The organism is Aneurinibacillus terranovensis DSM 18919, from assembly GCF_000430625.1.
Lineage (GTDB): Bacteria > Bacillota > Bacilli > Aneurinibacillales > Aneurinibacillaceae > Aneurinibacillus_B > Aneurinibacillus_B terranovensis.
This window is the reverse complement of the sequence record NZ_AUMJ01000037.1, coordinates 30,325-43,220: the sequence shown is the minus strand read 5'-3', so window position 1 is coordinate 43,220 and position 12,896 is coordinate 30,325. Positions and strand designations below refer to the sequence as shown.

Below are 12,896 nucleotides of genomic sequence, written 5' to 3'. Positions count from 1 at the left end.
CTAAAAATGCTTCGTCGGACAGACTACTAGAGGTGTATTAAGACGGTACAAAAAAGATGTTTCGGGCCGGTCCCCAAATGGAGGAGAATCGCGGACAGTCACTGCTCCCGTGCCCTAACTCACATAACGGGGCCTATCGATTTTGGGCGCATTGGGGAGAGAAATGGCGGCCCATGCCGGGACGTACCGGTCGATTCGAGAGACCATGACCGTCATGTCATCCACAATATCTCCGTAGTGGTGACGGATGACCAGTTCAAGCAGCAGGTCAGCTACCTCCTGCGGGTCATTCGTTTGTAATTCCGCAATTTTTCGCTTCATCCATAAATCCTTATTCTCTACATCGCGTGCCGCTTCATAAATTCCGTCTGTCATCATGATTAATAAATCGCCCGGTTTAAGCCCGCAGCTCACTACATCGACTTCGATATCGTCAATAATACCGATGGGCAAATTATTAGCTGAAATCGGAATGACCTCATTGCCTCGCTTAATAAAACTGGGCGTTGAACCTGTTTTAATAAATTTAGTTTGGGCTGTATGCAGATCAATCAGAGCCAGATCAACCGTAGCATATACCTCATCCGGTGAACGAAGGGACAGCACCGTATTCACCGATTTAATACTCAGCGTTTCTTCCATGCCCGATTCAAGGAGCTGGCCAAGCAAATCCAGTGTGGATGAACTTTCCATATAGGCCCGTTCCCCGTTTCCCATTCCATCGCTCATAGCCAGGGCCACCTTACCCGATCCAAACTCCATAATTTTAAAGCAATCACCCGATAATAACTGTCCTCCTTTAGCAGCCCCGGCTACGCCTGTTTCAATTTCAAACTCCTGCGCGGAACCCAAACACATCGTACAGTAGCCATCCGCCATGGCTTCACAATCCCTTCCTTTTACTGTAATTTTCTCGCCGAGAACATCGGACAATAACGGGGCTATGATTTTGGAGCATTCATCCCGGCCGCTGCACGATGGCTGGCTTATCTCTATATCCACCTTCCCTTCATCAAGGCTGAGAATATCTACATTTCTGATGGACAATCCCATCCCTTCCAGCGCCTTCATAATCTGTTCTTCCTGAATATGAAGATGTATGCCTTCTTTCTGAATCTCCTTCGCAAAATTTTGCATCACCCGTGCTACACCCGCCAACTGTTCGGCAACCAGGCGCCTGCTGCTCGCTATCTGCGTTTTAATGTGATCCTGATTCCGCAGGCGGGCATACTCCTGTTCCATGTTCTGGAGAACGAGTTCCTGCTTGATACACTTTTTAATCCAGTTCTTGGGTGCATCGTAGACTGTTATTTCCCCTTCCTCTTTTAGTTTCTGAATCATACCGGTCATTTCACTGTATGTTTCCTGAAAATTCCGAACCCAACACATATCCTTTTTCCAGCAGCGCTGACAGGTGCTTTTGGTGACCTCGCTTAAGAAAACGTCGTGCTGCCCTTCTTCATCCACCACCTCCGTATTCGGCAGAATAAATGTTTGGGAAAGCTGCGAAAACAATCCGGCAAACTTATCCATTTTATGGACCGTCACATCACGCACCCTGCGTAAGTACTGGTGCTGGGAAGCGGCATTCTCCTGGGTGCCGGGGATGAACTTTGCAATTTCAGCAAGAACTCCGCGAGGTGTTATTAAAAAAACGAGAATAGCTGTTACTGTTTCAATCGTTGATTGCATAATTTCCCGCTGTTCCCCCACGTAGACTGTTAAAATGGAGGAACCGATTAAAAGTCCAAACGCCACCGTCAGCTTGTTGCCTTCCCGCAGCAAACCCGCGAGCAGGCCCGAGAAAGCGAGCAGGCTTATCTGATATACCGCGTCAATGTTTGCCAGACTAAGAACCAGTCCGGTTACCACCCCCACCGCGGCTCCGACGGTGCCCCCCCCTACCGCTGCAAATAATAAGACAATGTAGCGCGAAAGGATATTATCTACGTCCACATCCTCAATTTTCCATCCAACCGTACCTGTCATGACAGAAGCCAGAAGTATAATTAAACAAATGATTTCTTCACTCTTTAGCTGATGGTGACTGCGCCGCAATGAAACAATCGGGATGGACTGCACAAATATGAGGGTAAGAATCATGCCCAGAAGCGCTTCAACGCCATTCATAAACATACCGTACCATGTCATGCGGTGCATAACATAATCAAGGCCAGTATGGCTGAGGAGGACCGCGAGAAATGAAATAAACGGAGCATAATTCATCTCGCCCTTTCTTCTGCGGTCCATAAACGTTAGCATGAGCAGCGCCAGAGCCATACCGAAAAAATTTGCGGACGCAATGCCGATTGATCGTGTAGCACTCCCCGCCAGTAAAGCTGCTGTCATCAGTAGTAACCGATTTTTCTTTAAGAAGTACATTACCGCAAAGAATGGAACGGCAAAAGGCGAAAGTTCCTGTAAGATTAGAGCCCGTCCCAATAAGAATCCCATGAACAGGTGGAAAAGGCTCCACTGATGGGATACGACCCAAAGCCAGTTCCTGCCCCTGGCACCCACCTGTTGAATAGTATGAACTGGTTTAGACACTGAAAAAGATTCACCGCGAATCATATTGCCGCACCGCCTCTCACATTTTTTGTGATTCCCATTTAAACACAGGTGGATTCGAAAATTTGTCAAAACAACGGGAGGGCACAAAAAAAGTTTCCGACAAATATTTAAACGGCTTTACAAATCTGTCGCAGAGAATAACGATTTAAAAGAGCAAAAAAAAGAAACAGAAGGTTGACCTCCTATTTCTTCGTTCCGTCCGGTGTAATAAAGATGACCTCTCCTTTTTTTGAAAGAAACAGGTTTTGCCGGGCCAGTTCACTAATATACTCGTTATCATTTAATTGTTTAACCTTTTGTTCCAGTTGCGTCTTTTCCGCTTGCACAGCGGCTTTCTGCGCCTGCAATTCGTGCAGCTTACTCTCTTTATCCGTCAGCTGCTTACTCTGTGCGTAATACGTAACCCCCCCCCATATCATAAAGGGAGTTACAACCATAAGCAGGAGGCGCATACGACGTTTTCGACCTTGGCTACTTGAGGGAGATGGTTGCATAAAGGAACACCTCTTCTATAGACTATTCACATTTTCTTATGTTTTATCCAGTTCGTCAAGATGTTCCTTATTTTCCTCCATAATCCTCGCCATTTACCGTTCGGCCTTTCCCATACCTTACCCGCTCTCTTCCATAACCACAACCCGAGCCAACAAAACGGACGCAGTATCCATTTTCCTACTGTCAGCAAAACGGTTGCCAAAAGAAGGAGGATGGATAAAAGGGCGCGATATAGGAACCGGATGGGAACGATAAGCAGGTAATACAACAGGCGCATTAGAAGCATGTACACCCACAAAATAAAAGAAATCATTCTCCCCAGAATATATAAGTATGTGCGCTGCAGGAATAAGAGGTATGAAATTCCCCCTATCCCTATTCCGAGGAAAATATATATTCGGACGATTCCTTCATTGATGCGAAGAAGGGTCCCAAACACGAGGAAAGTACAGCTTATCCAGAATAACAAATCACATACCCAGACAAGCCAGAGGGAAAGGCCGCACCTTCGTTCAAGCGTTCGGTACGTATCATAGAGCATACCTATTCCGATTCCACACAGCACCATGGATAATAAGGTGGCCGCCTGCCCGGTGAGTGTCACTTAAAGATCCTGCCAAACAATCCTTTGGCCTTTTCCCCTTGATAAGATTCATCAATATATTCCATGGCGAAAACAATGCCTTCTATGGAAACCTGCCCCGTCTCCAGACTTAGATTTTTCATATGCAGATTTTTCCCTTTTATTGTAAGGAAACCGGCTTCTGTCTGCAGCAGAAATTCCTCGTGGTCAAAACTTTCTACCTTCAGCACACCGGTAATATCAAGTTTTTTTCGGTTAATCATGACGACATCATGCCGAACGGTCTTCTTCGGGCTCATCTCCATCAGGGCACACCCTCCTTTTTGTACCATGTTATGGCGGACAACTTCCGTTTAGAACAAAAAAAGGCGGACAGGGTATGCCTGTCCACCTTACCAGATATTTGCTTCCGATTCGTTTTCCTTTTCCCGCGGAATCAACTCTTCCTTAAGAATAGTGTAGAGTGTTACCGCCTCTTCTTTCTTCGTCGTATCAAGCAGCTTTTCCACGCGCGCCGTGACAAGTTTATTTCCGTACCGGACGGTAATCTCATCCCCCACCTTTACCGCAGAGCTTGATTTCGCAACTTGGCCATTAATACTTATCCTCCCTTTATCGCATACTTCTTTGGCAAGGGTACGCCGCTTGATTAAGCGGGAAACCTTTAGAAATTTATCAAGCCGCATCAGCTTTCCCCCTGTTCCTGTTTTTTCTTTTGTTTGGCCTCCTGCCACCATGCTTCCATCTCATCAAGTGAAGTGTCCGCAAACGTCTTTCCCGCTTCCCGCAGCTTCTGCTCGATGTAGGAAAAGCGATACTTAAACTTTTTGTTAGTTAAAGCGAGCGCCTCTTCCGGGTCGATTTTGAGGAAACGTGCCACATTGACGATAACGAACAACACATCACCCAGTTCTTCCTTCTGATGTTCCCATGTTTCTGCTTCCCGAAACTCTTCCCATTCTTCTTTTACCTTCTCGAACATGTCAGTAAGCTTGTCCCAGTCGAATCCAAATTCCGCTGCCTTCTTCTGGTATTTGTACGCCCGCAGCATAGCAGGCAAGTCCCGCGGCACCCCTTCGAGAACGGAGAGCGATGCCGGGTCAATCCCTTTTGCCTTCTTTTCTTCCTCTTTTACTTTCTGCCAGTTCTGAAGGGCTTCGTCCGCGTTTCCGGCTTCCCTCTCACCGAATACATGGGGATGGCGGCGAATCAGTTTTCGGTTGAGCGTTTCGACCACATCATGAACTGTGAAATACCCATCTTCCTCGGCCATTTGGGAATGCAGCAGGATTTGCAAAAGTAAATCGCCCATTTCCTCGCACATGGCATCCGGGTCGTTATCATCGATGGTTTCAAGCACTTCGTATGTTTCTTCAATCAGGTTTTTTCGAATGGATTGATGCGTTTGTTCGCGGTCCCACGGGCATCCTTCAGGGCTTCTGAGGATACGAACGATTTCTTTTGCACGCCAGAATTGTCGATTCAGCACGTTATCCTGCGCAGTTTGCGGAACAAAAATAGTGGTCAAATTCGAAAATTCCTCTAATCGGTCCAAATCGTAAAGCGGAACGGTTGTGATTTTCTCCTGCCCTGCTATGCCTGCAGCCGTTACCACAGTTACCGGATATTCATCAGGATACATTTCCATTAGCGTTAGCTTCACATCGGATGCCACGAACCGGTCATACACCTGGCAAATAAGCAGATGCACAGCCGGCTGCAGTTGCTCGGAGCGCAAATCTGTCGCATCAAGTAAAGAAAACCCTTCAACAGGATCAATCCCCAGCAAGGTAAAAACCGGATCAAGGAAGCTCTGCCCGCCCTTTATGTCAATATCAATGCCGACATCGGGCCCCCGCTCAAGCAAGAGCTGAACCGTTCGTTCAGCGACCATCGGATGCCCGGGCACAGCATACAGGATATCTCCATCGTTTTTTGCCATCGTTAGTAATTGTTCACAAATTTCATCATATACATCTGGAAACTGACTGTGGGCTTCATAAACATTGTCAAAGCTTTGCAAACGAACCCCTTCACGAATCAGTTCGTCAACAACAGGATGCTTGACGGTCCGGAGAAAAACCTGATTCGCCGTTGTAAGTTGACGGTATAATCCGAGCGGCAGACCTTCCAGCGAACCCGCCCCAAGTCCAATGACAGTTATTTTATGCAAAGATAAATCCCCTTTCCGTTAATCATGCAACAATCGCAACCGTGTTAAAAAAGGTATTAATTTTTTTCCCGCAGGTGTATTTTCCAGGTCTGTTCGGCTTACAGTACCGGAAGCAAACAGCGCTATTCCATACATCACGACACCCGCTGTTACCGCTGCCAGGCTCACAGCCGAATAATAAAGCCTGTGAGACAAAATAACTTCGAATAATCCTCTCTCAGCCATGCGCCGTGCGACAAAAGCGGCCATCCCCATCATAAATACCGCCACCATCGGCTTGAAGAAAAAGGTTTTAAATCCGAATTTCATTCCGGTGTATAAAGATATGGCATACAGATTCATCATCGTCGACACCATGTAGGAACAGACCGTAGCCAGAGCTGCACCCATAATCCCGAAAGACGGCACCAGCAGTACATTTAGAAGAATTTTCAGGACGGCCCCAATCAGCAAATTTCGCACCGGCAATACGACATGTCCCATTCCCTGCAGGATGCCGGACGACGTGATGCCGAGCGTAGAAAAGATAGTGGTAAACGCCAGAACAATTAACGTGTCGGTTCCGCTGCCATTCTGATAAAGCATCACGTTGACAGGTCCGGCAACGACCGCAAGCCCTATTGAACAGGGCAAACCGATCAAGAAGGTCAACCGCAGCGCAAGTTCGGTTCTTGAAGCGATCAAACGATTCATCCCGCGTATCTTCGCTTCCGCAATAGCCGGTACGACGGATAACGAAAGCGCCGTAGCAAAAAAGGCCCCAAACTGGACAAGCGGCTGCCCCCGGTCAAGAATGCCTTTCAAACGATACGCCTCCTTGCTCACAATTCCACCGTATGAAAGCATGTTGACGACGGTAAACGAATCGGCGAGCTGCATGAGCGGCAGCACGAGTGAACCCAGGCAGATAGGAATCGCATAGTACATAATCTGACGAACGATTTGTCCCGTACTCTCCTGTCCATATGTATAGAATCCTTTTCTCGTCACGGCCTGAGAGTTAGAAAGCTTCTGCCGAATATATTTGTTGCGTTGAAGAAAAATCAGCATGATGGTAAAAGAAACGAATGCGCCGGTTACCGCTCCAAATACAGCACCTGCCCCGGCAAGATAAACGTCGCCCGTAGTCTTCATGAAATAGTAGGCCAGGATAATAATGGTCATTACCCTCACAAGTTGTTCGATAATCTGCGAGACGGCGGTCGGTATCATATTATGATGCCCCTGAAAGTATCCGCGCATGGCCGCCATGACCGGCACGAGTAAAAGAGCAAACGATACGCTGCGAATGGGTAGCACCAGCTTTCGGTCATGCATCAGTTGGGCGATAAGCGGAGCACAAACCCATAATAAAATAAAAAATACAAGGCCGGTTATCCCAAGCAGGCTCGCCGAAACGCGAAAAACCCGCCGGGCACCGAGCGTATCACCAATAGCAAGCTTTTCAGCTACCATTTTTGAAATCGCGATTGGGAAGCCGGCTGTCGCCAGAATAAGCAGGGCACTGTATAACGGATAAACCTGCGTATATACATAATACCCCAAATCACCCGTAATATTTTGATAGGGAATGCGATAAGCAAGTCCCAACACCTTGGATAGAAGCGCACCGGCACCCAGTATCGCCGCACCTTTTACAAATGAAGCACCCTGTTCTTTGGACATACAATCCCCCCTCCCAATAAACTATCGAAATTATATCACAAAAAGAACTCCTTCCAAGAAAAAAAGCTTCCCGACAAAGATTCGGAAAGCTAAGTTTTCTTATTGTTCCATTTGCTTTGCCAGGAAGCCGGCCGCCGTTTCGGCCATCTTCATTTCCAGCTCGCTCATGCCTTGGTTCGATTTGTTTAGAAGTATAACGGCACCGATTGGATCCCCGCCCGCTACAATCGGGGCAACCATATAGGAAGATAAAGATTCATTATTATCCCGGATGATTTCGTATTCTCCCGCGTTCGTCTCAAGTTTCGACTTTCTTTCCTCCATACAATTCTCCACAATCTCACCGATCGATTTATCCATGTAGTCTTTTTTGGAGACGCCGGCCACCGCAATAATGGTGTCTCGATCACTAATTAATGTAATATGGTTTAAGCTTTCGTATAAAGAATCTGCATATTCCTTCGCAAAATCACCAAGTTCGCCAATAGGGGAATACTTTTTAAGAATGACTTCTCCATCTCGATCCACAAAGATTTCTAACGGGTCACCTTCACGAATTCTCAGAGTACGACGAATTTCCTTTGGAATGACCACACGCCCCAAATCGTCTATGCGGCGTACAATTCCAGTTGCTTTCATCTTGTTGCCTCGCTTTCTTTGAAGTAATCTCATGACTGCAACTAACTTGTTTGTAGTATTAATCTCCAACACGGAGAATATTCACCATGGCATATATTATTATTACCACAAAAAAAAGCCGTTCCTTCAACTGGAAACGGCTCCGACATATTACTTTTTGGCCGGTGACTGGTCAGCCGGTACCTGGCTGGCTGGCGGCTGTTGGTTCGGATTCTGTCCCTGGGAAGAGGTTGGTGGTGCTCCCGGTACCGGTGCTGATTGAGCCGGTTGAGCTTTTATCATAGAAGGAGGCACCTGTTCCTCCTTTATAATGCCTTTCACTTTCGTATCAAGGAATTGCGATTGTTTATCCTGCGCCATCGAAAGCGTCAATCGATCCTTAATCTGGTCATAAGTCTCTACCGTGCGCTTCTCTACCCGGATAATGTGATAGCCGTATTGGGTTTCGACAGGGTCGCTAATTTTATTAAGCGGAAGAGTAAGCACAGCCTTTTTGAATTCCGGAACGGTTTGCGACAGGTCCATGTCTTTATACAAGCCACCGGTTGCTTTACTGCCCGGATCTTCCGTGTTGGCTGCAGCCAGCTTGGCAAAATCGGCTCCATTGCGAAGCTGCCTGAGAATGTCCTCTGCTTTCTTCTTCGCCTCCGCTTTGGACCGTTTATCCGTCATAATCAAAATATGGCGGACATCGGCACGGGTTAAATCTCCGGATGCCTTTAATTGATCATACTTCTGTTTCTTCTGTACTTCCGTTATATCTTTAGAAAAGTACTCCTGTACTTTCGATTGCTGGAGAAAGAAATCTTTGAGCTGCTGCTCTGTCACTTTTTTATCGGCATAGAATTGGCTAAGATTCTTCGCTTGTCCCAGCTGCTGTTCAACAAATGATTTGTATTGATTGAAATTCTTTTCGGCCGTTTTGTTAATCGCATCGGTGTCTTTAACCTGAGCGGCCACATAATCGCTCATCACCTGATAATTTAACACGAACTGCAGCGTTTCTTTCTTACCCGCATCAATTTCCTGGGCAAGGCTCGGATCTTGAAACACCGCTTTTAGCACATTAATATAATCCTTATATTGATTTTCTGTAATTTGGCCTCCGTCATACTTGGCTACAATATTTTCTTTTTTTCCGCAACCAACCATGATAGCAGCCAAAAGGCCCATAATTAAAAAGATGGACCACAGTCGCCTACTTCGCCACATTCGATGGTTCCTCACTTTCTTTGTCCTTTTTGAGCGCCTCAAATTCTTCGAAGAATTCCTCCAGAAGTGCAGTTGATTCATCGGGCGTCAATCCCTTAACTTTAACAGCAACTGACACCTGTTGTCCAGTTTTCGAAACCCCGATTCTTCGTTGAAATTTCCCTGACAGCTCAAAAATTTTGCTCCAATCCACTGCAGCGGTCTGGTCTTCATGGAAAAGGATGTTAATTTCCTGCGCTTTTTGGGTGATCTCTACCACCCGGTTGCGGATGGCATAGACACGAAGGCGGGCGACAAACAACAAATTCTGAACACTTTGTGGCGGCGTCCCGAACCGGTCCAACATTTCTTCGGTAAGCTCTTTGATGTCTTCAACGGTGGAAACGGCCGCAAACTTTTTATACATTTCAATTTTCTGCTTTCCGTCCTGTATATACTCAGAAGGAATGAAAGCATCGACTGTAATCGTAATTTCAGGTTGAATCTCTTCCTGCTTTTTGGGCTGCCCTTTTAACTCCTCGATTGCTTCTCTGAGCATTTCACTATACAGGTCAAATCCAACGGAAGCAATAAAGCCGTGCTGCTCCGCGCCAAGCAGATTTCCCGCACCGCGAATCGCCAAATCACGCATGGCAATTTTAAACCCGGAGCCTAATTCGGTAAACTCCTTAATCGCCTGAAGCCTTTTCTCCGCCACTTCCGTCAGCACTTTGTCACGCTGGTATGTGAAATACGCATAGGCAATTCGGTTAGAACGTCCTACCCGGCCGCGCAGCTGGTAAAGCTGGGAAAGGCCCATGCGGTCGGCATTCGTAACGATAAGGGTATTGACGTTTGGAATGTCTACCCCGGTCTCAATAATGGTGGTGCTTACAAGAACATCGGCTTCCCCTTCCAGGAAGCTCAGCATCACGGCTTCCAGTTCCGTCTCGGCCATCTGGCCGTGGGCAATCACCACTTTCGCCTCCGGGACAAGCATGCGTATCTGGTCCGCTATTTTTTCTATACCCTGCACCTGATTGTAGAGGAAGTACACCTGTCCATCCCGGGCAAGTTCACGCTCAATCGCTTCCCGCACAAGCGCGCCGCTGTATTCCATCACATAGGTCTGAACAGGAAAACGGTTTTCCGGTGGCGTCTCAATTACGGATAAATCCCGGACTCCCAGCATCGACATGTGCAGTGTACGGGGAATAGGAGTTGCTGTTAAGGTCAGAACGTCCACGTTTGTCTTCAACCGCTTCAGCTTTTCTTTATGAGAAACGCCAAACCGCTGTTCCTCGTCCACAATTAACAGTCCAAGGTCGCGAAAAACAACATCTTTTGAAAGCAAACGGTGGGTGCCAATGACGATATCAACCGTTCCGGCTTTGACCCCTTTCAATGTCTGAGTTTGTTCTTTTTTTGAGCGAAAGCGGCTGATTACAGAAATATTTACGGGATAACCGGCAAAGCGCTCCCGAAACGTTTCATAATGCTGCTGAGCCAGGATTGTTGTTGGCACTAAAACCGCTACCTGCTTCCCATCCATAACCGACTTAAAAGCGGCCCGGATAGCAACCTCGGTCTTACCATAGCCTACATCGCCGCACAGCAGGCGATCCATAGGCCGGCCTGTTTCCATGTCTTCTTTAATTTCACGTATAGCCCGCAGTTGGTCTTCCGTTTCTTCATACGGAAACATCGCTTCGAATTCATGCATTTCATCCGTATCTTTACTGAATGCATATCCCTTCGTCTGCTGCCGTTCCGCGTATAATTTAATCAAATCCTGTGCAATGTCCTGAACAGAAGCACGCACACGGCTTTTCACCTTTTTCCAGTCATTTCCGCCCAGCTTATAGATTTTCGGTTCTTTTTCCTCGCTACCGACGTATTTTTGTACCTGATCGATTTGTTCGATCGGGACGTACAGCTTATCGTTACCCGCATACTTAATGTGCAGGTAGTCTTTGTGTATTCCGTTGATTTCAAGCGTCTCAATTCCAAGGTATTTACCGATTCCGTGGTTTACGTGCACCACGTAATCCCCTACCTGCAATTCGGTATAACTTTTAATACGCTCCGCATTGCTAAGATTCGCCCTTACTTTTGACGCTTTCCGCTGCTTCTGCGTAAATACTTCACTCTCGGTTACGACGACCAGGTGCTGAAACGGCAGTTCAAACCCTGTCTGCAGATTTCCGAGCGTAATCACCGGACGCTTGCTTTTAAGCGCTTCCTCCGCCTGCAAAACAACATCCGCTTCAATTTGGTAATCATGGAAAACGCGTTCAAGACGGCGGGCCCGTTCCTCATCGGCTGCACAGAACACGACGGTAAAAGCCGACTTCTTCCAGCGCTCCATTTCTGTTTTTAACACATTCATCTGACCGTGAAAGTTTTGCATGGTTTTACAATTAAAATTAACAATATTTTGCGGATTCGCCTTTGGCACCTGGCGCAAAAAAAGTGATAGGTGAAGAATCGGCCGCTTTTTCGGAGCGAGAATCTGATCAAGCTGAAAAGAAACAGGAACATCGGGCAGGAATTCCCCCTCACTGATGAGCGCCAGTTTCCATTCTTCTTCATCCTTTTCCATCTGTGCCGCTGACTCTACAATGCGCGACGGTTCATCCATAATGAGGAGCGGCGCTTCCATGTAATCTAGTAAACTTTGTTGGGCAGGGTACAAAAAAGTACTATATTTATAGATTTCCGGGAACCCTATTCCTCCTCGTAACTTCTCAATTTCCGACCCTATTTTTTCAACAATTTGCTCTTTTACCTGGACATCACGTATTTTTTTTAGCGAATCGTTCATCGCCTGTTCAAGCCGTTCGGCCGCTTGTATAAACACTTCTCTCGTTCCGAACACTTCTCTTGTCGGGCCAATGGTGACCTCATCCAGCTTTTCTACCGAACGCTGGTTGGCTATATCAAATGTCCGAATGGACGTAATTTCAACATCAAATAATTCTATGCGAAGAGGATGCTGCATGTACACCGGAAATATATCAATAATACCTCCGCGAACACTCATTTCCCCCGGATCCTCTACCATGTCCACCCGCTCATATCCGAGCGTTATCATTTTATCCAGGAAAAGTCCGAGATCCATTTCCTGGCCAACCTTGCATGCGAACTGTGCGCCTTTCCATTGTTCCAGCGGGACGACCGAGCGTCGTATTCCCGCATACGGAACGATAAGAATGCCTCGTTTTCCGCTGGCAAGTTCGTTCATCACTTCCATGCGCTGGCTTAACGTTTCAGGACTGGAGATGGCGACTTCGGAAAGCATCAGTTCATTCGCTGGATAAAACCATAGTCTATCAGGCGGAACCAATTGGCTCATATCCTCGAAAACTTTCTGTGCCTGAAACATATTGTGCGTAACAATAACAAGGGAGCGCTGGACTTTTCGGTATAGCGCCGCAAGAAAAAGGTGCCGTGCTGAACCGCTCAGTCCGGAAACAAGCTGTTCACGAAGCCCTTCTTTATAACCCGTGATCACAGCCTGGAATTCATTGTCTTCAAAAAATTTATCTATTAATCCCCGCACACATATCCTCCTCT

At 46.9% G+C, this 12,896-nt stretch carries 10 protein-coding genes and 1 pseudogene; all 11 read right to left on the bottom strand.

The window, feature by feature from the left end:
* Window positions 1-114: 114 nt before the first annotated feature.
* The 11 genes and pseudogenes from spoIIE to mfd all read right to left on the bottom strand — a co-directional run bounded on the left by spoIIE (window position 115) and on the right by mfd (window position 12,882).
* The gene (spoIIE, locus tag H525_RS0107985) at window positions 115-2,574 is read right to left on the bottom strand and encodes a stage II sporulation protein E (RefSeq protein ID WP_027415780.1); all 2,460 of its coding nucleotides are present in this window, start codon (window positions 2,572-2,574) and stop codon (window positions 115-117) included.
* Window positions 2,575-2,756: 182 nt separating this feature from the next.
* Complete coding sequence (locus H525_RS0107980; protein ID WP_425387665.1) at window positions 2,757-3,011, bottom strand: FtsB family cell division protein; 255 nt, start codon at window positions 3,009-3,011, stop codon at window positions 2,757-2,759.
* A gap of 174 nt (window positions 3,012-3,185) precedes the next feature.
* Window positions 3,186-3,365 carry a hypothetical protein gene (locus tag H525_RS29415; RefSeq protein ID WP_425387666.1) on the bottom strand — a complete coding sequence of 60 codons (180 nt, stop codon included), beginning with the start codon at window positions 3,363-3,365 and terminating at the stop codon, window positions 3,186-3,188.
* A gap of 53 nt (window positions 3,366-3,418) precedes the next feature.
* A pseudogene (gene yabQ / locus H525_RS29410) lies at window positions 3,419-3,673 on the bottom strand (spore cortex biosynthesis protein YabQ); the annotation flags it as partial.
* Window positions 3,670-3,984, bottom strand: a complete 315-nt coding sequence (gene yabP / locus H525_RS0107970; protein WP_425387664.1) for a sporulation protein YabP — start codon at window positions 3,982-3,984, stop codon at window positions 3,670-3,672. The pseudogene yabQ and the gene yabP, both read right to left, overlap by 4 nt.
* Before the next feature lie 60 nt (window positions 3,985-4,044).
* Window positions 4,045-4,338: an RNA-binding S4 domain-containing protein gene (locus H525_RS0107965; RefSeq protein ID WP_027415776.1), complete on the bottom strand. Its 294-nt coding sequence runs from the start codon at window positions 4,336-4,338 to the stop codon at window positions 4,045-4,047.
* Entirely contained in the window at window positions 4,338-5,825 is a 1,488-nt protein-coding gene (gene yabN, locus H525_RS0107960) for a bifunctional methyltransferase/pyrophosphohydrolase YabN (RefSeq protein WP_027415775.1), read from the bottom strand. The genes H525_RS0107965 and yabN overlap by 1 nt, the downstream gene beginning before the upstream one ends.
* A gap of 18 nt (window positions 5,826-5,843) precedes the next feature.
* Complete coding sequence (locus tag H525_RS0107955; protein ID WP_027415774.1) at window positions 5,844-7,490, bottom strand: putative polysaccharide biosynthesis protein; 1,647 nt, start codon at window positions 7,488-7,490, stop codon at window positions 5,844-5,846.
* A 99-nt stretch (window positions 7,491-7,589) separates the two neighbouring features.
* The gene (spoVT, locus tag H525_RS0107950) at window positions 7,590-8,129 is read right to left on the bottom strand and encodes a stage V sporulation protein T (protein WP_027415773.1); all 540 of its coding nucleotides are present in this window, start codon (window positions 8,127-8,129) and stop codon (window positions 7,590-7,592) included.
* Between the two features lie 150 nt (window positions 8,130-8,279).
* On the bottom strand, window positions 8,280-9,341 hold the full coding sequence (locus tag H525_RS0107945) for a peptidylprolyl isomerase (protein ID WP_162142484.1): 1,062 nt from the start codon (window positions 9,339-9,341) through the stop codon (window positions 8,280-8,282).
* The gene (gene mfd / locus H525_RS0107940) at window positions 9,328-12,882 is read right to left on the bottom strand and encodes a transcription-repair coupling factor (protein ID WP_027415771.1); all 3,555 of its coding nucleotides are present in this window, start codon (window positions 12,880-12,882) and stop codon (window positions 9,328-9,330) included. The genes H525_RS0107945 and mfd overlap by 14 nt, the downstream gene beginning before the upstream one ends.
* Between the last annotated feature and the right edge of the window lie 14 nt (window positions 12,883-12,896).

Excerpts from the sequence above, each read along its gene's own strand:
- H525_RS0107965 (WP_027415776.1), bottom strand. The coding sequence starts at position 4,338 with ATGCGGCTTGATAAATTTCTAAAGGTTTCCCGCTTAATCAAGCGGCGT.
- H525_RS0107955 (WP_027415774.1), bottom strand. The coding sequence starts at position 7,490 with ATGTCCAAAGAACAGGGTGCTTCATTTGTAAAAGGTGCGGCGATACTG.
- spoIIE (WP_027415780.1), bottom strand. The coding sequence starts at position 2,574 with ATGATTCGCGGTGAATCTTTTTCAGTGTCTAAACCAGTTCATACTATT.
- H525_RS0107980 (WP_425387665.1), bottom strand. The coding sequence starts at position 3,011 with ATGGTTGTAACTCCCTTTATGATATGGGGGGGGGTTACGTATTACGCA.
- H525_RS0107945 (WP_162142484.1), bottom strand. The coding sequence starts at position 9,341 with ATGTGGCGAAGTAGGCGACTGTGGTCCATCTTTTTAATTATGGGCCTT.
- yabP (WP_425387664.1), bottom strand. The coding sequence starts at position 3,984 with ATGGTACAAAAAGGAGGGTGTGCCCTGATGGAGATGAGCCCGAAGAAG.
- spoVT (WP_027415773.1), bottom strand. The coding sequence starts at position 8,129 with ATGAAAGCAACTGGAATTGTACGCCGCATAGACGATTTGGGGCGTGTG.